The sequence below is a fragment of the Aurantimicrobium minutum genome (assembly GCF_029894165.1).
In the GTDB taxonomy this organism is placed as follows: Bacteria; Actinomycetota; Actinomycetes; order Actinomycetales; family Microbacteriaceae; genus Aurantimicrobium; species Aurantimicrobium minutum_A.
The window spans coordinates 1,456,611-1,477,704 of the sequence record NZ_JARXXU010000001.1 but is presented as its reverse complement, the minus strand read 5'-3'; the positions used below and the strand labels follow the sequence as shown (position 1 = coordinate 1,477,704).

Below are 21,094 nucleotides of genomic sequence, written 5' to 3'. Positions count from 1 at the left end.
AACCCAAAGTGACTGAAATTCACTACGACAAGGATGCTGACCTCGAACTCATCAAGAGCAAGAAGGTTGCTGTCATCGGTTACGGCTCACAAGGCCACGCACACGCACTGAACCTGCACGACTCCGGCGTTGACGTCGTTGTTGGTCTGAAGGCGAACTCAAAGTCGATTGCTAAGGCAGAAGAGGCAGGCCTCAAGGTCATGACCACTGCTGAGGCTGCAGCTTGGGGTGACGTGATTGTCATCCTCGCTCCCGACCAGTTCCAGCGTCACCTCTACGCAGATGACATTGCTCCTAACCTCTCTGCAGGTAAGACCCTCATCTTCGGTCACGGTTTCAACATCCGTTACGGCTACATCACTGCACCATCGAACGTGGACGTTGCACTTGTTGCCCCTAAGGGTCCCGGTCACACCGTGCGTCGTGAATACCTCGCAGGCCGTGGTGTTCCTGTCATCGTTGCCGTCGAGAACGACGCAACCGGTTCGGCATGGGACCTCGCCTGGTCCTACTCCAAGGCAATCGGTGGTCTGCGTGCCGGTGGTATCAAGACCACCTTCACCGAAGAGACCGAGACTGACCTCTTCGGCGAGCAGGCTGTTCTCTGTGGTGGCGCATCGCAGCTCGTGATGTACGGCTTCGAAACTCTGGTTGAGGCTGGCTACCAGCCCGAGATCGCCTACTTCGAGGTTCTGCACGAACTCAAGCTCATCGTGGACCTCATGTGGGAAGGTGGCATCGCCAAGCAGCGTTGGTCGGTTTCCGACACTGCAGAGTTCGGTGACTACGTCTCCGGTCCTCGCGTGATTGACCCTTCGGTCAAGGTGCACATGAAGGAAGTTCTCAACGACATTCAGAACGGCGCATTCGCAACCCGCTTCATCAACGACCAGGACGCAGGAGCTCCCGAGTTCCTCGCACTGCGCGAAAAGGGTGCATCTCACCCCATCGAGGCAACCGGTCGTAAGCTGCGCGAGCTTTTCGCATGGCGTCCACAGGACAAGGACTACACCGAGGGTTCTGCTGCTCGCTAGTCACACGTTTTAGAGAGGATGCGCCACGCGCGTCACGCATGAGTACTCATGAAGAAGATGCCCTCAGTTGGGCAGGCGACGATGATCGCCTGACAACGGGCTCTCCACAGAGTGCGAAGCGGGACGCGGGTGGCGTTTCTTCCGTTAACGCACCACATGCCGCGGGGGAGTCAGCCTCTCCCGAGGCCCCTTCGGGCCTGAGTTCCGTTGCCCTGGTTGGCTTCGGTATTTTCGGCGGTGTGTATCTGCTGTTTTCAGTGGCGTGGTTGATTACCGCTCTGCGTAACCCGACAGAGATTCTTGATCCACTGGGTAACGCGATGTTCCAGCTGGGCCTGTGGTCGGCGGTTGCCTCTCCGGCTATCTGGTTTGGCGCAGTGCTTTATCTGGGGCGAAACAGAACAGTAGCTTCCAAGCTCTTGTTCCTACTCCTCGGCGTCGCTGTGCTCATTCCGTGGCCCTATGTGGCGTGGGCAGGCTAGTCATGGCATCGACTCTGGAAAAAAGCTCCCGCAAGTTGGGCACGTGGATCCTCATTGGCATCTTTGCCCTCTTCTTCGCTTATGACGTCTGGGAAGGCATCGGAAACTTTCTGGGTATCCAGGCCCAAAGCCTAAGTTTGGGAATAGGCATCAGCGCCTTTGGCTGGGCGGCCATCCTGATCGGAATTTTCGCTCCGATTGCATTGTTCCTCGGCGCTCTGCTCATTACTCGGTCGAAGAGTGTCGGTCCAACCCTGGCAATATTCTTCGTTGCCCTCACCATCTCTGCCGTGATCGGGGTCGACCTCGCACTCGGTACCAATGCTTTCCTCGTTTTTAGCGTCAGTTAGAGCAAAAACGGACCCGAACTGCTCGGATAGACTTGAGTCTTCCCGTGCGCTGTTATCTAAGGAATTAATACTCGTGACTAAGCCCGTCGTCCTGATCGCCGAAGAACTTTCGCCCGCCACAATCGAGGCACTCGGCCCCGATTTTGACGTGCGCGTTGTGGATGGCACCGACCGCCCCGCCCTGCTGGAAGCAGTGCACTCGGCCAGCGCTATTTTGGTTCGTTCTGCTACCCAGGTTGACGCTGAAGTTCTCGCAGCCGCCCCCAACCTCAAGGTCATTGCCCGCGCGGGTGTTGGCCTGGATAACGTGGACATCAAGGCCTCAACTGCTGCCGGCGTCATGGTGGTCAACGCACCAACGTCCAACATCATCTCTGCTGCAGAACTGACCTGTGGTCACATTCTGAGTCTTGCTCGTCACATTCCTGCGGCACACGCCGCTCTTGCTGAAGGCAAGTGGAAGCGCAGTGCCTACACCGGTACGGAGCTGTTCGAAAAGACCATCGGAATCATTGGTCTGGGTCGCATCGGTGCGCTCATTGCTGCACGCATGCAGGCATTTGGAACCAAGGTTGTTGCGTATGACCCCTACGTGACCTCAGCACGTGCACAGCAGTTGGGCGTTCAATTGCTGTCCCTAGATGAACTCATTGCAACCGCTGACTTCATCACCATCCACATGCCCAAGACCCCTGAGACCACCGGCATGATCGGAACTGCTCAGCTCGCCGCCATGAAGCCCACCGCCTATGTCATCAACGTGGCACGTGGTGGCCTCATCGACGAAGCAGCACTCTACGAGGCGCTGACCAATAACGTCATTGCTGGTGCCGGTCTCGACGTGTTCGTCTCTGAACCTCCCACCGGTTCACCGCTCCTGGGTCTACCCAACGTCATCACCACCCCTCACTTGGGTGCATCGACCGATGAAGCCCAAGAAAAGGCCGGTATCTCGGTGGCCAAGTCAGTTCGTCTCGCCCTCAGCGGTGAGCTCGTTCCTGACGCCGTCAACGTGGCCGGGGGTGTCATTGACCCCTACGTTCGCCCCGCTATCCCACTTATCGAGAAGCTCGGTCAGGTGTTCTCCGGACTGGCACACACCAGCCCCCTAACCTCCGTTGATGTGGAAGTGCGTGGTGAAATCACCCAGTTCGACACCTCAGTTCTCAAGCTTGCTGCGCTCAAGGGAATTTTCACCAACGTGGTGAGCGAAAGTGTTTCCTACGTCAACGCTCCACTGCTGGCAGAACAGCGCGGCATCGAGGTGCGTTCCCTCAGCGAAGAAGAATCTCCTGAATACCGCACCGTGCTCACTTTGCGTGGCGCACTCAGCGACGGTACCCAGTTGTCTGTTTCAGGTACCTTGGCGGGGATCAAGCAGGTTCAGAAGATCGTAGAAATCAACGGCTACGAGGTTGACGTTCCCATTGATGACCACCTCATCGTGATGCAGTACATTGACCGTCCCGGAATTGTTGCTGTGTACGGCAAGGAATTCGGCGATGCCAAGATCAACATCGCAGGGATGCAGATTGCGCGCCAGAACCTCGGTGGCAAGGCGCTTTCCGTCCTCACCGTGGATTCACCCGTTCCTGCATCGTTGCTCGAGAAGGTTCGCAAGGCCATTGATGCAGATGTCATGCTCGAAGTAGACATCACCGAATAATTCGTCTCACTCGTAACACGTAAGGAAGAACATGTCCCGCACACTCAAGCTCGCGGTTATCCCCGGTGACGGTATTGGTCCCGAGGTTATTGCAGAGGCCGTCAAGGTGCTGGATATTGTTGTTCCCTCCACTGACCTCGTCATCGAGAAGACCCCGTTCCACTTGGGTGTGGAGCGTTTCCTGGAAACGGGCGATGTTCTCAGCGAGGACGATCTCGCCGCCATTTCACGCCACGACGCGATTTTGCTGGGGGCTGTGGGCGGCAAGCCGGGAGATCCACGTATTCCTGCCGGCATCATTGAGCGTGGTCTTCTGCTCAAGCTTCGCTTTAGCTTGGACCACTACGTGAACTTGCGTCCCACCACGATTTTCCCCGGCGTGGTGAGCCCCCTTGCTCACCCCGGCACCGTGGACTTTGTCGTGGTCCGCGAAGGTACCGAAGGTCCCTATGTGGGTAACGGTGGCGCACTGCGTCAGGGAACTCCCCACGAAATTGCCAACGAACTATCCGTCAACACTGCGTTCGGCGTAGAGCGTGTGGTTCGCTACGCATTTGAACTCGCCGCCAAGCGTGAACGCAAGAAGTTGACGCTTGTTCACAAGACCAACGTGTTGGTCAACGCCGGCTCCTTGTGGAGCCGCATCGTTGACGCTGTCGCAAACGAATACCCTCAGGTTTCAGTTGACTACTTGCACATCGATGCTGCAACCATTTTCTTTGTCACCGACCCTGCACGTTTCGACGTCATCGTGACAGATAACCTTTTCGGTGACATCCTCACCGACTTGGCCGCCGCAATCAGCGGTGGCATCGGACTGGCTGCCAGTGGAAACATCAACCCCACCAATGCCTTCCCGAGCATGTTTGAGCCCGTCCACGGTTCTGCACCAGATATTGCAGGCCAGCAGAAAGCAGACCCCACCGCAGCAATCCTGTCTGTGGCCCTGTTGCTGGAGCACTTTGGTTATGCCGAGGCGGCAGCGCGCGTCAACGACGCCGTCGCTGCTGATCTGTCAGAACGTGGAACTACGGTCCGCCGCACCAGCGACATCGGTGACGCTATCGTCGCCCGCCTGGCCTAGAAAACGAAGGAAGATCATGAGCAACGAAACATCGACGTTTCCGCTGAGCTTCGCCCTAACCCCCTCACAGGCTGCCCGCGCGGAGGCAGCTCGCGAGGAGATTCTCGCTGATCCCGGTTTTGGGAAGCACTTCACCGACCACATGGTTTCGATTGACTGGACCATTGACGAAGGGTGGCATGGTGCACACGTGCAGCCCTATGGCCCTCTTGTTTTGGACCCCGCCGCGTCGGTACTGCACTACGGCCAGGAAATATTTGAAGGTTTGAAGGCATACCGTCACGCCGATAACTCCATTTGGACGTTCCGTCCCGAAGCAAACGCTCTGCGTTTGCAGCGCTCAGCTCGCCGCATGGCGCTCCCTGAGCTGTCAGTACCCGACTTCATTGAATCCATCAAGCAGCTCATCGCAGTGGACGGTAACTGGGTGCCTTCAGCGCCAGAGACCAGCCTCTACCTGCGCCCCTTCATGATTGCCAACGAAACCTTCCTCGGTGTTCGTGCCGCACACAAGGTGGGGTACTACCTCATCGCCAGCCCGGCAGGTGCCTACTTCGCGCAGGGTGTGGCTCCGGTCAAGATTTGGCTCACTACGGAATATTCCCGTGCAGGCAAGGGTGGAACCGGTGCGGCAAAATGTGGCGGAAACTACGCCTCGTCACTCACCGCGCAGGTTGAAGCCTATGAAAACGGTTGCGCCCAGGTACTGTTCCTTGACTCTGAAACCCACACCAATGTGGAAGAGCTCGGCGGCATGAATGTCTTCTTTGTCCACAAAGACGGCACTCTCGTAACACCCAAGCTCACCGGAACCATCTTGGAAGGCATCACACGTGAAAGCGTGATTGCTCTGGCCAAGGACCGTGGATTGACCGTGGAAGAGCGCACTGTTCCTCTCGCTGAATGGCAAGAAGGAGTGGCTTCCGGTCAGATCACCGAAGTCTTTGCCTGTGGCACCGCTGCAGTCATTACCCCCATTGGTCAGCTCATGGGAGCCAACGGTCTGTCCGTGGGTAACCCTGATGCTCCTGCCGGAGAGCTCACCATGAGCCTGCGCAAGGAACTGACTGATATTCAATACGGTCGCCTCCCTGACCGTCACGGCTGGATGGTTCGACTCGACGCATGACCACTAACTACCCTTACTCCACTGCGGAGGGGAGCGACGTCCGCGTTCGCTTCTGCCCGTCACCTACAGGCACCCCTCACGTAGGACTGGTTCGTACCGCCCTGTTCAACTGGGCCTATGCGCGCCACACGGGTGGAAAGTTCATCTTCCGTATCGAAGACACCGATGCCGCTCGCGACTCGGAAGAAAGCTACGAGCAAATCATTGATGCACTCTCGTGGCTGAATCTGGACTGGGATGAAGGAATTAACGTCGGTGGACCGCATGGGCCCTACCGCCAGTCCCAGCGGTCTGACATATACGCAGAGGTTATTGAGAAGCTCAAAGCAACCGGTCGTGTCTATGAAAGCTACTCCACTCCCGAAGAGATTGAAGCTCGTAATCTCGCTGCGGGTAAAGACCCCAAAGTTGGCTATGACAACTTTGATCGTGACCTGACCGAGGAGCAGAAAGCTGCCTTCCGCGCCGAAGGTCGTTTGCCTGCTCTTCGTGTGCGCGTTCCCGACGAGGACATCACTTTTGATGATCTTGTTCGCGGTGAGATCACGTTCCCCGCGGGTTCATTCCCAGACTTTGTCGTGGTTCGCCCCAATGGTGACCCGCTCTACACACTCGTGAACCCTGTCGATGACGCCATCATGCAGGTCACCCACGTATTGCGCGGAGAGGACCTGCTGTCCTCTACCCCGCGACAGATTGCGCTGTATCACGCTCTCATTGACGCAGGATTCACCACGCACATCCCCCGCTTTGGTCACCTTCCCTATGTCATGGGGGAGGGCAATAAGAAGCTCTCGAAGCGTGACCCGGAAGCGAATCTTTTCCACCACCGTGATCGGGGCTTCATCCCCGAGGGACTGATCAACTACCTCGCTTTGCTGGGGTGGTCATTGACGCACGACCGTGACGTGTTCACCATCCATGAGATGGTGAAGGCGTTCGACGTGGTCAACGTGAACCCGAACCCTGCCCGCTTCGATCAGAAGAAGGCAGACGCCATCAATGCAGACCACATTCGTTTGCTTGAGCTGGAAGACTTCACCGCTCGAATGATTCCCTACCTCCAGGCAGGCAATGTTCTGAGTAACGACCCCACTGATGAGCAGCTCGATATTCTTGCCGCGGCAGCTCCTTTGGTGCAGACGCGAATGAACGTACTCAGCGAGGCTCCAGAGCTTCTGGAGTTCTTGTTCACCCCTGCAGAACAGATCACCTATGCGGAAGACGCACTCAAGGGTTTGCCCGAGAATGCGGGCGAAGTCATTGCCGCATCCGTTGGTGCCCTCGAGCTCATCCCTCAGGCTGAGTTCACGCACGATGCTATTCAGGCCGCCCTCAATGAGGCGCTGATCGAAGGTCTGGAACTCAAGCCACGCATTGCGTTTGGACCGCTGCGTACTGCAATTTCTGGTCGCCGCATTTCGCCACCCCTGTTCGAGTCGATGGAAATTCTGGGTAAGGCGGACACCATTAAGCGCCTCGTTCGTTTCAACGAACGCTAGAACATTCATGGTTGGCTGAGTTTGTTTGCTCAGCCCTTCGTGGGTTAGGCTAGGGAGTCGGCTCAAGGCCCAGCTTTGACCCGGTGGGGTATGGTGTAATTGGCAACACGAAGGTTTCTGGTTCCTTTGTTCTTGGTTCGAGTCCAGGTACCCCAGCAAACAAAAACCCTCGCTCCATGCGGGGGTTTTTCCCTGTATTGAGGGGCATCTTTATCTTTTTCGGCGTTGGTTCGCTTCGTTTTCGTGTGTATTCATTACCGTTGAGCACGGTTTTGATTATCTATTTGGAGGAACCATGGCCAAAGTGGCTGAAGAAAAGGTAGCGGTATCCAATATTGCTCGCTGGTTTGCTGAAATTTGGGGAACTTTTGTTCTCGTAATTGGCTTGATTGGTGCGGCACTTTTTGCCTCGGGCTTCAATGCCGAAACTAACGGCGTGGGCCTCCTAGGTGTTGCGTTTGCGGTTGGACTAGCCGTCTTGGCTGCAGCTTATTCCGTAGGCGGAATCTCGGGAGCTCATCTCAATCCAGCAATCACCATCGGTATGGCAGTGGCCAATCGTTTTTCCTGGAAGGATGTTCCTGGTTATCTCGTTTCTCAGGTAATTGGCGCATTGTTAGCAACCACCGTGCTCTTTGCTATCGCTTCTGATGGGCCAGATGGTTTCCTCGTCAACGCTCAGGCAGCCGGATTTGCTTCGAATGGTTACGATGCAGGGTCTCCGGAGGGATTTGGTTTACTCGCTGTCATCATCACAGAAGTTGTCTTCACGGCAATTCTGGTATGGGTCGTCCTGGGCACGACGGATAAGGCATCGCTTGCAAGCTTTGCACCTCTGGCTATTGGTCTGACCTTGACCGTGATCCATATCGTGACCATTCCCGTCAGTAACACCTCGGTCAACCCTGCCCGCTCGCTGGCGACAGCAGTTTATGGTGGGGCACTACCCATGTCACAACTCTGGGTATTTATCGTGGCGCCATTGGCCGGTGGCATTATTGCTGGTTTGACCTATGGAAAAATGTTTGGGCGTAAGGCTGCATAACGCACCGAGCCTGACTGTTGCCCACCTCTGTTGAGGTGGGCAACAGTATTTAACCGTCATAATCATCACGTGAGCTCTTTACCTCGCCACATCGTTGTGGCCATTAATCCCAGTGCTGCATTTGGGAAGAACTCGGGTGCGGGGGAGCACACTGTCTCTGCACTGCGGGCAGCAGGGTATGAGGTGACGGAACTGCGGGCAGCAGATTTTCAACTCCTCACGGGCCAACTCCATCGTGCGCTCGCTCTCACCCCTGACGCTGTCGTTGTCGTCGGCGGAGATGGCATGGTTTCACTGGCGGTCAACGCCGTGGCTCAGACCTCGATTCCGTTCGCGGTTGTGGCTGCGGGAACCGGTAATGATCTTGCCCGCGGTCTCGGCCTGCCTGTGGGGGATGTGTCTGCTGCCATTGCCCACCTGATTGAGTCGTTGTCCCGTGAACCAATGCGCATAGACCTGGGCAGGATTACGTCTTCGGATGGTTCTGAAGTTCGATGGTTTGCCAGCATCCTTTCTGCAGGGTTTGATGCCATCGTGAATGAACGGGCAAATGCCATGAGATGGCCCAAGGGGAAGTCGCGTTATACCTGGGCTTTACTTCGAGAACTCGTTGCCTTGAAGCCGGTCACCTACTCACTCACCGTGGGCGAATACACTCGCCACGAAGATGCCATGTTAATCTCTCTTGCAAATAACTCCAGCATGGGCGGGGGGATGAAAGTGTCTCCCGAAGCCAGCATGTGTGACGGGTTGTTAGATGTCTTTGTCTTGAGGCCCTTGAGTCGACTGAGATTTTTGCGGTTATTTCCCCGCGTATTTGCCGGCACCCACATCACTGAACCTGAGGTTGTGATTGAGCGTTGCACGCAGATCACACTGGATGCCCCCGGCATCGTGGCCTATGCGGATGGGGAGCGCGTGTGGGCTTTGCCTGTGCACGTAGATATTGTTCCTGCTGCGGTTAGGGTCTTCGTCTAAGGCATTATTTCCCGATTATGCGAGGGGTCGCCAGTTGTGGCATTATTGACAAGTCGCAAACGGCCCCATCGTATAGCGGCCTAGTACGCTGGCCTCTCACGCCGGTAACACGGGTTCGAATCCCGTTGGGGTCACAGAGAACAGAAACCCTCGCCTATTGGCGGGGGTTTCTGGCTTTTCTCGGCTAATTTTCAGGCTGAACACCGATAGCCTTGAAGCACTATGGATGGTGCCCTCCCCGCGTGGTTTGAAATCACATCGCTCGTTGTTCTCACCGGAATTCTTCTGGCGGATTTGCTGATTATTTTCAAGCGTCCCCATATTCCTTCCATGAAAGAAGCTGCCCTGTGGGTGGGCTTCTACGCTCTGCTTGCCGTGTTGTTTGGTTTGGCCATTCTTGCTCTGGGTGACCCCGAGCATGCGGGGCAGTTTTATGCCGGCTGGCTCACCGAATACAGCTTGAGCATTGACAACCTTTTTGTCTTCGTCATCATTATGAGCCGATTTGCGGTGCCGAGAAAGTATCAGCAGGAAGTCCTCATGGTGGGCATCATCATGGCGCTGATACTGCGTGGAATCTTTATCGTGCTGGGCGCAGCCCTCATCGAGAACTTCTCTTGGATCTTCTACATTTTTGGCCTCTTCCTGCTCTACACCGCCTGGCACCAGGCTTTCCGTTCCCACCAAGATGAGGAAGAAACGGAAAGCAAACTGATTGCCTTCCTGCGCAAGCGGATCAAGATTTCTCCGGACTATGACGGTGCCAAGATTCGTACCGTGCATAATGGCCACAAGATGTTCACCCCCATGATTGTGGTATTTATCACAATCGCGGTGACCGACGTCATCTTCGCTTTTGACTCCATTCCGGCGATCTTTGGAATCACCACAAGTCCATTCCTGGTCTTTGCGGCGAACGTCTTTGCGTTGATGGGACTGCGCCAGCTGTACTTCTTACTTGGCGGACTGCTCGACAAGCTCGAATACCTCAAATACGGAATTGCGTTCATCCTGGGCTTTATTGGGGTCAAGCTCGTTCTTCACGCCATGCATGAAAACGAACTTCCTTTCATCAACGGCGGCGAACCCATTGCCTGGGCACCAGAAATCAGCACCGTTACGTCACTTCTCGTGATCGTGGCCTCGATGGCTGTGGCCACCATTGCCAGCGTGATCAAGATGCGCCGCGATGAATCTGAATCAAACCAACCCTCTGTTGGTTCGAAGTAGAATTACAAGGTGAACAAACCAAGAACTCTTGCGGAAAAAGTATGGGACGACCACCTCGTCGTCAAAGGTGAAGACGGAACTCCCGACCTTATCTACATCGACCTGCATCTTGTTCACGAAGTAACCAGCCCTCAGGCCTTTGACGGCCTGCGTCAGGCAGGTCGGCCGCTGCGTCGCCTCGACCTCACCATTGCGACCGAGGACCACAACACTCCCACTCTGGCGATTGATAAGCCCATCGCAGATGAGACCAGCCGGATCCAGATTCAGACTCTACGTAACAACGCCGAGGAGTTTGGTGTTCGACTGCATTCACTCGGTGATATCGACCAGGGCATTGTGCACGTGGTCGGACCCCAACTCGGATTAACAATGCCCGGGATCACCGTGGTGTGTGGTGACTCGCACACCTCCACTCACGGTGCTTTTGGCGCAATGGCCTTCGGTATCGGCACCAGCGAGGTGGAGCACGTGATGGCCACCCAGACGCTTCCTCTCAAAGCATTCAAGACGATGGCCATTACCGTCGACGGAACACTCAAGACAGGTGTTTCGGCGAAGGACATCATTCTGGCTGTCATCGCTAAAATTGGGGCAAATGGTGGCCAAGGGTATGTTCTTGAATTCCGCGGTTCTGCCATTCGCGCGCTGTCCATGGAAGGTCGTATGACCATCTGCAACATGGCTATCGAAGCCGGCGCACGTGCTGGAATGGTTGCTCCCGACCAGACCACTTTTGACTACCTTGAAGGTCGTCCCCACGCTCCGCAGGGTGCTGACTGGGATGAAGCGGTGGCCTATTGGAAGACACTGCCCACCGACGAGGGTGCTGTCTTCGACGCCGAAGTATTACTTGATGCAGATCAGCTCGAACCTTTTGTCACCTGGGGAACCAATCCTGGTCAGGGTGTTTCCCTCAGCGACGTGGTTCCTTCTCCCGCCGACTTCGCAGATCCCAACGACCGTGCGGCTGCAGAACGCGCCTTGGAATACATGGATCTCACCCCGGGTACCAAACTCAAGGACATTCCCGTGGATGCCGTGTTCATGGGCTCCTGCACCAACAGCCGCATCGAAGATCTCCGAGCTTTTGCCTCGATTATTCAGGGTAAGAAAAAGGCAGATGGTGTTCGAGTCATGGTTGTGCCCGGATCTGCCCGTGTGCGCATCGAAGCGGAAGCGGAAGGCCTCGACAAGATTATTGAAGAGTTCGGTGCAGAGTGGCGCTTTGCGGGCTGCTCGATGTGTCTAGGTATGAACCCCGACCAGCTGGCACCGGGGGAGCGTTGCGCTTCGACGTCAAACCGCAACTTTGAAGGTCGCCAAGGAAAGGGTGGGCGTACCCACCTGGTCTCGCCCCTTGTTGCCGCAGCGACCGCTATCCGTGGCACGCTCTCAAGCCCCTCGGATCTGGAAGGTTAGTCATGGAGAAGTTCACAACCGTTACCGGTGTTGGTGTTCCTCTGCGTCGCAGTGGCGTAGACACCGACCAGATCATTCCTGCCGTCTATCTCAAGCGTGTGACTAAGACCGGCTTTGATGACGCACTGTTTGCGAACTGGCGTCAAGAACCAGAATTCATTCTTAACCAGCCGGAATATCAGGGTGCGCGCGTCCTCGTTGCGGGACCTGATTTTGGGACTGGTTCCTCCCGGGAGCATGCTGTCTGGGCGCTGCGCGACTATGGTTTTGATGCTGTACTTGCCCCCAAGTTTGCAGATATCTTCCGCGGAAACTCCGGTAAGCAGGGACTGCTGACCGGTGTGATCTCAGAAGCAGATTGTGAAAAGCTCTGGAGCGCTCTCGAAGCACAGCCCGGTGTTGAACTGACGGTCGACCTTGTAGAGAAGAAGGCCACACTCGGTGATCTCGTTGTCCCCTTCGAGGTCGACGACTACATTCGCTGGCGTTTGCTCGAAGGTCTCGACGACATCGCGCTAACCTTGCGTAACGAGCAGGCGATCACGGACTTCGAAGCGAAGCGTGCCGGCTGGCGTCCCACGACTCTTCCTGTGAGGCATGCATGAATACTGTTGCAAATGACGCACGCGCCGCTGGTGCACGCGTAGGCCTCTCCGGCGACACCATCACCATCAACGGTGGCCGTCCCCTCACGGGTCGTATCGAAGTCAAGGGTGCAAAGAACCTGGTCACCAAGGCGATGGTTGCTGCCCTCCTGGGGGAATCACCCAGCGAACTGCGTGATGTTCCCGATATTTCTGACGTTCGTGTTGTCAAGGGCTTGCTGGAAGTCCATGGCGTGAAAGTCGAACACAACGTTGCTGAAGGAACTATCAAGCTCGATCCTGTGGGTGTGGAGTCGGCACACATGGTGGACATTGATGCCCATGCAGGTTCTAGTCGTATTCCCATTCTGTTCTGTGGACCGCTGCTGCACCGACTCGGTGAAGCCTTCATTCCAGACCTGGGTGGGTGCCGCATCGGTGACCGCCCTATTGATTACCACCTCGAAGTTCTCGGCAGCTTTGGTGCTGTGATCGAGAAACTTCCCACCGGTATTCGTATGTCTGCTCCCGAAGGTCTGGTCGGAACCAAGATTTCACTTCCCTACCCATCGGTGGGTGCAACAGAGCAGGTACTGCTCACCGCTGTGCGGGCTAAAGGTAAGACCGAACTTTCAGGCGCTGCGATTGAGCCAGAAATCATGGACCTCATCAACATCCTGCAGAAGATGGGAGCGGTGATTTCTGTTGACACCGACCGCGTCATCCGCATCGAGGGTGTCGACAAGCTAGAGGGCTACACCCACCGCGCACTCTTTGACCGCAATGAAGCAGCCAGCTGGGCCTCTGCCGCCCTTGCTACCGGCGGCGACGTCTTTGTTGGCGGTGCCCAGCAAGCAGAAATGCTCACCTTCCTCAACATCTTCCGGAAAGTCGGTGGTGCATTCGAAATCCACGAAGATGGCATCCGTTTCTACCACCCTGGTGGGGAACTCAAGCCTGTTGTGATCGAGACTGATGTTCACCCTGGCTTCATGACCGACTGGCAGCAGCCCCTCGTGATTGCGCTGACCAAGGCTCAAGGTGTGTCCATCGTGCATGAGACCGTCTACGAACAGCGCTTTGGCTTCGTGGACGCACTCATCAAAATGGGGGCCAACATTCAGCTGCACAGCGAATGCTTGGGTGGCCACCCCTGCCGTTTCGGCCAGCGTAACTTCCTGCACTCGGCCGTTATTTCTGGTCCCACCGAACTCCACGGTGCAGACATCGAAGTTCCCGATCTACGTGGTGGTTTCAGTCACCTCATTGCTGCGCTCACGGCACAGGGAACATCCCGAGTGAGCAATGTCGGCATCATTAGCCGTGGCTATGGCGACTTCATCACGAAGTTGCGCCAGCTCGGTGCTGACTTCGAATTCGAGGGCGAGTAACTCCCTCGTGGGTGAACGCAGTAAACCTTCTATTTTCTGGTTCCTGGGGGCAATTGCTTTGCCCATCATGGGAATGATGGTCAAGTTTCGATTCCATGACCGTGAAAAAATGCCGCGTACAGGGGCACTCGTGATTACGCCTAACCACTACTCCAATATTGACCCTGTGGTCATTGGTGTGGCTACGTGGTACCTAGGTCGCCTCCCGCGCTTCATGGCGAAGGCCAGTATTCTTCGTGTTCCCGTCATCGGCTGGCTGTTGCGTAAATCTGGACAGATTCCGGTGGAACGAGGTGGGTCAACCCGCAGTTCTGCTGCACTGCTCGCAGCAAAGGATCTGGTGCGCAAAGAACGAGCCGTCATTGTCTACCCCGAAGGCTCCCTCACCAGAGATCCAGACATATGGCCCATGCGCGGCAAGAGCGGTGCCGTGCGCTTGGCTCTGGAATTCAACATCCCTGTCATTCCAGTCGCCCACTGGGGAACGCAGCAACTCATGGCGCGCTATTCCACGAAGCTCCATGCATTTCCCCGTCACACCATTGATGTCAAGGTAGGGGATCCGGTCGACCTCAGCGAGTTCGCAGGCAAACCCTTGGATAATAAGACTCTCACTGCTGCAACATCGAAGGTAATGGACGCCATTACCGTTTTGCTGGAAGACTTGCGCGGAGAGAAGGCTCCAGCAACGCGTTGGAATCCTGCCGAACACAACCAGAGCGAGACGGGGCGATTTGAGTAAGAAGCCCGTCACTCCGCCCGCTCGTAAGGTCGCCGTTCTCGGCGCAGGGAGCTGGGGAACCACCTTCGCCAAGATTTTGGCCGACGGCGGTAACGATGTCATGCTCTGGGCCCGTCGTGAAGAACTCGCCCAAGACATCAACGACACGCACCGCAACAGCGACTACCTGCGTGGAATTCGCTTGCCAGTGAACCTTGTTGCTACCAGCTCGATGGCAGATGCGGTGAAACTCGCCGAGCAGGTTTATCTCTGTGTTCCCAGCCAGACGCTCCGGGAGAACCTCGTTCAGCTGGCACCTCTGCTCCGTGAAGATCAGATTGTCATTTCTTTGATGAAGGGTGTGGAGCGCAAGACCGGCCTGCGCATGAGCGAGGTCATCGCTGAAGAGCTTCCCATTAGCCCGGAGATGGTGGCGGTTGCCTCTGGTCCTAACCTGGCACTCGAAATTGCGAAAGAGCAGCCTACTGCCGCAGTTATTTCCTCCGAAAGCTTGGAAACCGCGAGCACTGTTGCTCTCACAGTTTCCAACAGCTACTTCCGTTGCTTCGTCAACACCGATGTCCCCGGCACAGAGTTTGGTGGCGTACTCAAAAACCTCATCGCGGTGGCTGTCGGCATCGTGGATGGTGTGGGCTATGGCCACAACACTAAAGCGTCCATCATTACTCGTGGTTTGGCAGAAATGACCGACTTCGCGGTTGCCTATGGAGCCCAGCCGGAGACCCTGTCGGGTCTTGCGGGTCTCGGAGACCTCATTGCCACCTGCGAGTCACCTCTGTCGCGAAACAACACAGCAGGTCGCCTCTTGGGCCAGGGATACACCCTCAAAGAAGTGACCAACCAGATGCAGCAGACCGCGGAAGGCCTTGCCTCGGTGGCGCCGGTGCTGACACTGGCCAGAGCCCGTGAAGTAGACATGCCTATTGTGGAACAAGTAGCCCAGGTTTTGGCCGGTACGCTCGACCCCAAGGACATTGCACCTCACCTCACAACGGATACGGATGAGCCTCAGGGCGAAAGGAGCCTCGATGACTACCAAGCTCGTGGTGGCGGTGTTGTTTGGGGGGCGCTCAAGCGAGCATTCAATCAGCTGCGCGACAGCCCGGGGAGTCCTTCAGGCGATTGACGCTGACCGTTACGAAGTTGTCCCCATCGGTATCACTCGTGATGGTGCGTTCACCTTGGCCAGTGCCAACCCGGATGACTACGTGCTCCGTGCAGATCAACTGCCTGAAGTAGAAGATAACGGCACCAGAATTATGTGGCCGGAAACGGCTACCTCTTCGGAGCTCTGGGTTTCTGGAGATGGCCCTGATCGCTCCCTGGGATCTGTGGACGTCGTATTCCCGATTCTGCATGGACCTTATGGCGAGGATGGAACCATCCAAGGAATGCTGGAACTTTTTGGGCTTCCCTATGTCGGTTCCGGCGTTCTTGCCTCAAGTTTGGGCATGGACAAGCACTACACAAAGACTGTTCTCCAAGCTGCTGGTATTGAGGTTGCTCCGTGGCGCACCATCAAGCGATATGACTGGCATAAGCGCCCCCAAGCCATTCGTGCCATGGCGGAACAAATGCCTCTCCCCGTCTTCATCAAACCTGCGCGTGCCGGCTCCAGCGTGGGCGTGGGCAAGGTGTCTGACTGGAATGACTTCGCGGCCGCGATGGACGTTGCTTTTCTCGAGGACGACCACGTCCTCATCGAGGCAGGTATTCCAGGCCGCGAGGTGGAGTGCGCCGTATTGCAGGGCATGCCCGGTCACCCTGCACGCGCCTCTGTCGCCGGTGAAATCGTCGTTTCTGGCCGTGAGTTTTATGACTTTGAAGCCAAATACCTCGGAGCTGACGGGATCGATCTGGTCTGCCCCGCTCCGCTGAGTGCAGACGAACTCGCTGAACTCCAACGCCTGAGCATCCGCGCGTTTGAAGCCATCAATGGTGCCGGATTAGCTCGGGTGGACTTCTTTCTGACCGAGGAAGGTTTTGTTCTTAACGAGATCAACACCATGCCCGGGTTCACCCCGATCTCGATGTTCCCCCGGTGCTGGCAGGAGAGTGGACTGAGCTATCCCGAGCTCATCGACGAACTCATCCAGGTCGCTCTGGCGCATCACGCTGAAGACTAATTTTTCTCAGTACTAAAAACGTCCGCAAAGTCGGTGCATGTGGCATCTACAGGGAGGACGCTCACCGCAGGACCAAGATCAACGAGGGTCGTCGTTCCGCTCACCGCGTCCGAGTCAATTACAACTTCCACAGCAGGCGTGCGGCCATAAGTTGTGTATCTGTAGAGCGGGGCTTGGCTGTCGTCTTCGATCCAGTCCACGTCATTGATGGAGACACAGGGAAGCGTGCTGGGTCCGGGGATGTCCACGCCGCAGGTGAGCAGCACGGCAGCAGGAGTTCCCCACGCTCCTGTGGCTTGAGCATTCGTTTCACGCTGAGGTAATTCGGCAACGGTGTCGGGCAGGCGCACGGAAACATTTGCGCATTCGGGGTTATTGGAATCGGCAGCAGGTTTCATGGGAACCTGTCCTGCACAACCAACCACACCCAAGCTCACCACAGCAGAAATCGTGGTGAGGGCGAGTGCTCGAATGCGAATATTCATCCTCTTCAGGCTACCGTGAGAGGGTGAGTGATTTTCCTGAGAATGCGACCCTGGGTTCTGTGCCCGAGTCTGCAGTTCTTGCTCGCATTTTTCCCCGACTTCCACACTCGGATGCCACGATCATTGGCCCGGGTGACGACTGCGCTGTCATGCGTGCTCCTGATTCACGTTTTGTCGTCACGACGGACATGATGGTGCATGGGCCAGACTTTCGTCTTGAGTGGTCCACTCCTCACCAGCTGGGAATCAAGGCGGCGGCTACGAACCTGTCAGACGTGGCGGCGATGGGCGCTAAACCAACCGGCATGGTGGTTTCCATCGCTGCGCCCAAGGACACCACTGTGGAATTCCTGGAGCACATCGCGGACGGACTCAAGGATGCCTGTGAGGAACTTGCACCGGGGTGTGGAGTTGTGGGGGGAGACCTCTCCGTCTCGAATACTCTCGCCATCAGCGTGACGGCCTTTGGCGATTTAGAAGGCCGAGAGCCCCTACTGCGTTCCGGAGCACAACCCGGTGATGTCATTGCATTTTCTGGACGATTAGGTCTTGCCGGTCTTGGATTGGCTGAATTGTTTGCAGGCAACAAGAACGCAGGTCACCCACTTGCGCTCACCGCGCAGCTTGCTCCCTGGCCACCTATTTCTCAAGGTGTTGCTGGTGCCATTGGTGGGGCAACATCTGCCATGGATATTTCGGATTCCCTCATGATGGATGCTGGTCGCATTTCGCAGGCCAGTGGGGTCATCATTGAGTTCTCCGAACAGGCTCTTGACGATCTTGCTGCCCATCTGGCCATTGAGATTGGCGTGGATGCGGCGAAGGCTCGCCAAGCGATTCTGTATGGCGGGGAAGACCACGCATTGCTCATGACGTTCCCCGCAGATGTCCTTCTTCCCCCGGGGTTTACCGTGTTGGGAACGGTGAAGACTGTGGGCGCGGAAGAACATCCCCACGTGAACATGGGCGAAGGCGCTATGCCAGAAAACGGCTGGAATCCTTATACCGACTGGAACGGGGAAATTTCGTGACCCGGATTATTTCTGGCTTTGCAGGATCTCGTGAACTCAAAGTCCCTAAGTCAGGTACTCGACCTACCAGTGACCGTGTTCGCGAGGCTATCTTCTCTGCATTAGAAGCCCGTGATGTTATTGAGGGTGCTGTGGTGCTCGACCTTTTCGCAGGTTCTGGTGCTCTCGCGCTGGAGGCGCTCAGCCGCGGCGCTCGCAGTGTGACCATGGTGGAGAAAGCTCCTCAGGCCGGTGCGCTCCTCAAAGCCAATGCTGAGCTCATTCGCACTGCGGGCAAACTCGATGCACTGTCCACCAGAGTTGTGATTGCCTCCGTCGCCGCCTATCTCGGTAATCCGTCGTCAGAACTGTTCGACATTGTCTTTATCGACCCGCCCTATGACCTCAGTGAAGCCGAGGTGGGGCATGCCCTGCAGCTCCTTGTTCCACACGTGGCTCAAGATGCTGAGATTGTGCTCGAACGGAGCACTCGAACGGGACTCCCGGAACTTCCTGCAGAAATTGTGTTGGATAAGTCCAAGGCCTATGGCGAGACGACCATCCACTGGCTCTCCCGGGTCTAGTCGCTTCGCAACCATAAACTGAAGTCATGCCCAGCTCAGATGCCTTGCTTGATGCACAGCTCGAGCCTGTGGTGGGCAGTAAAACTGCGGCGGCCCTCAAGAAAGCCTTTGGGATCATTACTGTGGGCGATTTTTTTGCCCACTATCCTCGCCGCTATGCCAAGCGCGGTGAGCTCACCACTATCTCTGACGTTCCTCTGAATGAGAGCGTCACCCTCGTGGCCGAAGTGCTGGATGTGCGAGAACGTCCGATGCGTGCGCGCAAGGGGTCCATTCTGGAAGTGCGCATCACAGATGGTCGCTCAGGCGGCATCATGACTCTCACGTTTTTTAACCAGGCCTGGCGAGCCAAAGATCTCAAGGCCGGGGCCCGAGGAATTTTTGCCGGCAAAGTCGGGGCCTATCGTGGCGCCTTGCAGCTTGCTCATCCCGATTACGAACTCTTTGACGGTGAAGACGACCGCGACACTGCGGACAGTGATGCTGCCAAATGGGCGCAGCAACCCATCCCGATCTATCCCGCCACCAGCACTGTGGCATCGTGGCAAATAGCCAAAACAATGGAATTGGCATTGGCAACATTGCGCGGGGGAGCGCTATTGCCCGATCCAGTTCCCGATGACGTGCGCGATGTACGAAAACTCCTGACCCTCACCGAAGCTGTCCTCAAGATTCATCAGCCTGAAACCGACGAGGACTGGAAACTGGCGCGGGAAACCCTGCGTTTTCACGAAGCTTTCGTCTTGCAAGCAACTCTGTTGGATCAGCGAGCCAAATCTAAAGCCCAAGCGGCGACCCCCCGACCCGGTAAACCTGGTGGGTTTCTTGAACAACTCGATCAACGGCTTCCTTTCACTCTGACCGAGGACCAACGCATCACGGGCGCTGAAATCAGCGAAGATTTGCTCTCCACCCATCCCATGAACCGCTTAGTTCAAGGAGAGGTGGGGTCGGGGAAGACCCTCGTGGCGCTGCGCGCAATGCTGCAGGTGGCCGACTCCGGCGGCCAGGCAGCCTTGCTGGCGCCCACTGAAGTGCTCGCTGCCCAGCACCTGCGCTCGATCACCACCATGTTGGGGCCTGATCTTTCTGCCATCTTGATGCCAACGTTGATCACGGGCCAGCTCCCTGCTGCAGCAAAACGGCAGGCACTGCTGCGTACGGTTTCTGGTCAGGCCCGCATTGTGATTGGCACCCATGCATTGCTCAGCGACAAAGTCGAATTCTTTGACCTGGGACTGGTGGTTGTGGATGAACAGCACCGGTTTGGCGTGGAGCAACGCCAGGCGTTGCGCGTGAAGACGGAACTCACACCGCATGTGTTGGTTCTCACCGCAACCCCGATTCCTCGAACGGTTGCGATGACCGTCTTCGGTGATCTTGATGTGTCGGTTATTGCGGGTTTGCCAGAAGGCCGTGCTGGGATCACCAGTCATGCCGTTGCATTAGCTGAACATCCCACCTGGTTGACTCGGGTGTGGGAACGCGTCGAAGAAGAACTTGGTGCAGGGCGTCAGGCTTTTGTGGTGTGCCCGGCCATTGATGCTGCAGGTGAGCCTGAAGATAATCTCGATGCTCTCGTGGAGGAAGAATCAGGCGACCCCGATGAGCCCACACCGGAGAAAGCTTCTGTTGAAGCGGTAACGGCACTGCTGAAAGAGCACCCTCAGCTCGGCCAGCGCCGGATAGCTGCCCTGCACGGCCGAATGTCGAGCGAGGACAAAGACGCCGTCATGCAGGCCTTCGCGGCTGGGAATATTGACGTGATTGTCGCCACCACTGTGATCGAGGTGGGTGTGGACGTTCCGAATGCGTCGACGATGGTTGTGTTGGACGCCGACCGATTCGGAGTTTCGCAACTTCACCAGCTGCGTGGCCGTGTGGGACGAGGGGGAGTGCCCGGGCTGGCGCTGTTCGTCACCCACGCTCAGCCTGAAACCACCGCGTATGAACGGGTGGAGGCAGTAGCTAGTACGACGGACGGCTTTGAACTAGCGCGCATCGACCTAGAACTTCGCAGTGAAGGTAACGTTCTTGGCACTAGTCAGTCTGGTGGGCGGTCATCTCTGCGTTTGCTAAGGGCTGCGCGAGACGGCGATGTGATCGCCGACGCTCGCGAAGCAGCTGCAGAAATACTGGAATTAGACCCCACTCTCACTCATCACCCGGCGCTCCAGAATGCAATATCTCGGCGCTTGAGTGAGAGTGAACGAGAATTTCTGAACAAAAACTGAGCAATCTGGCGAAATA

At 56.5% G+C, this 21,094-nt stretch carries 20 protein-coding genes and 2 tRNA genes; 21 read left to right on the top strand and 1 reads right to left on the bottom strand.

Translation table 11 applies throughout. The annotated features are described in order from the left end of the window. Positions 1-8: 8 nt before the first annotated feature. The 18 genes from ilvC to M2119_RS07335 all read left to right on the top strand — a co-directional run bounded on the left by ilvC (position 9) and on the right by M2119_RS07335 (position 16,765). Positions 9-1,034 (top strand): ketol-acid reductoisomerase, encoded by a 1,026-nt coding sequence (gene ilvC / locus M2119_RS07420; RefSeq protein ID WP_280804293.1) that lies wholly within the window; start codon positions 9-11, stop codon positions 1,032-1,034. Positions 1,035-1,072: 38 nt separating this feature from the next. Then, on the top strand, positions 1,073-1,516 hold the full coding sequence (locus M2119_RS07415; RefSeq protein ID WP_280804292.1) for a hypothetical protein: 444 nt from the start codon (positions 1,073-1,075) through the stop codon (positions 1,514-1,516). A 2-nt stretch (positions 1,517-1,518) separates the two neighbouring features. After that, the gene (locus M2119_RS07410; RefSeq protein WP_280804291.1) at positions 1,519-1,866 is read left to right on the top strand and encodes a hypothetical protein; all 348 of its coding nucleotides are present in this window, start codon (positions 1,519-1,521) and stop codon (positions 1,864-1,866) included. Between the two features lie 73 nt (positions 1,867-1,939). Further along, a complete protein-coding gene (gene serA / locus M2119_RS07405) occupies positions 1,940-3,532 on the top strand; it encodes a phosphoglycerate dehydrogenase (protein ID WP_280804290.1) in 1,593 nt (530 codons plus the stop codon). Between the two features lie 31 nt (positions 3,533-3,563). Further along, positions 3,564-4,616: a 3-isopropylmalate dehydrogenase gene (locus M2119_RS07400; protein WP_280804289.1), complete on the top strand. Its 1,053-nt coding sequence runs from the start codon at positions 3,564-3,566 to the stop codon at positions 4,614-4,616. Positions 4,617-4,632: 16 nt separating this feature from the next. Further along, positions 4,633-5,745, top strand: a complete 1,113-nt coding sequence (locus tag M2119_RS07395; RefSeq protein WP_280804288.1) for a branched-chain amino acid aminotransferase — start codon at positions 4,633-4,635, stop codon at positions 5,743-5,745. Next, positions 5,742-7,247, top strand: a complete 1,506-nt coding sequence (gltX, locus tag M2119_RS07390) for a glutamate--tRNA ligase (protein WP_280804287.1) — start codon at positions 5,742-5,744, stop codon at positions 7,245-7,247. Before M2119_RS07395 ends, gltX begins: the two co-directional genes overlap by 4 nt. A gap of 84 nt (positions 7,248-7,331) precedes the next feature. Beyond that, a tRNA-Gln gene (locus tag M2119_RS07385) sits at positions 7,332-7,403 on the top strand. Positions 7,404-7,542: 139 nt separating this feature from the next. Beyond that, positions 7,543-8,292, top strand: coding sequence for an aquaporin Z (aqpZ, locus tag M2119_RS07380; protein WP_280804286.1), 750 nt, complete (start codon positions 7,543-7,545; stop codon positions 8,290-8,292). Between the two features lie 69 nt (positions 8,293-8,361). Further along, on the top strand, positions 8,362-9,270 hold the full coding sequence (locus tag M2119_RS07375; RefSeq protein ID WP_280804285.1) for a diacylglycerol kinase family protein: 909 nt from the start codon (positions 8,362-8,364) through the stop codon (positions 9,268-9,270). Positions 9,271-9,331: 61 nt separating this feature from the next. Next, positions 9,332-9,404: transfer RNA gene (locus M2119_RS07370), tRNA-Glu, on the top strand. Positions 9,405-9,492: 88 nt separating this feature from the next. Next, positions 9,493-10,500: a TerC family protein gene (locus M2119_RS07365; RefSeq protein WP_280804284.1), complete on the top strand. Its 1,008-nt coding sequence runs from the start codon at positions 9,493-9,495 to the stop codon at positions 10,498-10,500. A gap of 9 nt (positions 10,501-10,509) precedes the next feature. Then, positions 10,510-11,922 carry a 3-isopropylmalate dehydratase large subunit gene (gene leuC, locus M2119_RS07360; RefSeq protein WP_280804283.1) on the top strand — a complete coding sequence of 471 codons (1,413 nt, stop codon included), beginning with the start codon at positions 10,510-10,512 and terminating at the stop codon, positions 11,920-11,922. 2 nt (positions 11,923-11,924) lie between these two features. Next, positions 11,925-12,527 carry a 3-isopropylmalate dehydratase small subunit gene (leuD, locus tag M2119_RS07355; RefSeq protein ID WP_280804282.1) on the top strand — a complete coding sequence of 201 codons (603 nt, stop codon included), beginning with the start codon at positions 11,925-11,927 and terminating at the stop codon, positions 12,525-12,527. Next, positions 12,524-13,897, top strand: coding sequence for a UDP-N-acetylglucosamine 1-carboxyvinyltransferase (gene murA / locus M2119_RS07350; protein ID WP_280804281.1), 1,374 nt, complete (start codon positions 12,524-12,526; stop codon positions 13,895-13,897). Before leuD ends, murA begins: the two co-directional genes overlap by 4 nt. A gap of 7 nt (positions 13,898-13,904) precedes the next feature. Next, entirely contained in the window at positions 13,905-14,639 is a 735-nt protein-coding gene (locus tag M2119_RS07345; RefSeq protein WP_280804280.1) for a lysophospholipid acyltransferase family protein, read from the top strand. Next, positions 14,632-15,765, top strand: coding sequence for an NAD(P)H-dependent glycerol-3-phosphate dehydrogenase (locus tag M2119_RS07340; protein WP_280804279.1), 1,134 nt, complete (start codon positions 14,632-14,634; stop codon positions 15,763-15,765). Before M2119_RS07345 ends, M2119_RS07340 begins: the two co-directional genes overlap by 8 nt. Beyond that, positions 15,668-16,765 (top strand): D-alanine--D-alanine ligase family protein, encoded by a 1,098-nt coding sequence (locus M2119_RS07335; protein ID WP_280804278.1) that lies wholly within the window; start codon positions 15,668-15,670, stop codon positions 16,763-16,765. The genes M2119_RS07340 and M2119_RS07335 overlap by 98 nt, the downstream gene beginning before the upstream one ends. Here M2119_RS07335 and M2119_RS07330 read toward each other — a convergent pair. Beyond that, a complete protein-coding gene (locus tag M2119_RS07330; protein WP_280804277.1) occupies positions 16,762-17,250 on the bottom strand; it encodes a DUF3515 domain-containing protein in 489 nt (162 codons plus the stop codon). The two genes, M2119_RS07335 and M2119_RS07330, sit on opposite strands and share 4 nt — an antisense overlap. Positions 17,251-17,273: 23 nt before the next feature. Here M2119_RS07330 and thiL point away from each other — a divergent pair, with 23 nt between their 5' ends. Genes thiL through M2119_RS07315 form a run of 3 tightly spaced genes read left to right on the top strand, consistent with a single transcriptional unit; the run spans position 17,274 to position 21,078 of the window. Then, positions 17,274-18,281 (top strand): thiamine-phosphate kinase, encoded by a 1,008-nt coding sequence (gene thiL, locus M2119_RS07325; RefSeq protein ID WP_280804276.1) that lies wholly within the window; start codon positions 17,274-17,276, stop codon positions 18,279-18,281. Next, positions 18,278-18,844 carry a 16S rRNA (guanine(966)-N(2))-methyltransferase RsmD gene (gene rsmD, locus M2119_RS07320; protein WP_280804275.1) on the top strand — a complete coding sequence of 189 codons (567 nt, stop codon included), beginning with the start codon at positions 18,278-18,280 and terminating at the stop codon, positions 18,842-18,844. Before thiL ends, rsmD begins: the two co-directional genes overlap by 4 nt. A gap of 26 nt (positions 18,845-18,870) precedes the next feature. Beyond that, positions 18,871-21,078, top strand: a complete 2,208-nt coding sequence (locus M2119_RS07315) for an ATP-dependent DNA helicase RecG (RefSeq protein WP_280804274.1) — start codon at positions 18,871-18,873, stop codon at positions 21,076-21,078. Positions 21,079-21,094: the final 16 nt, after the last annotated feature.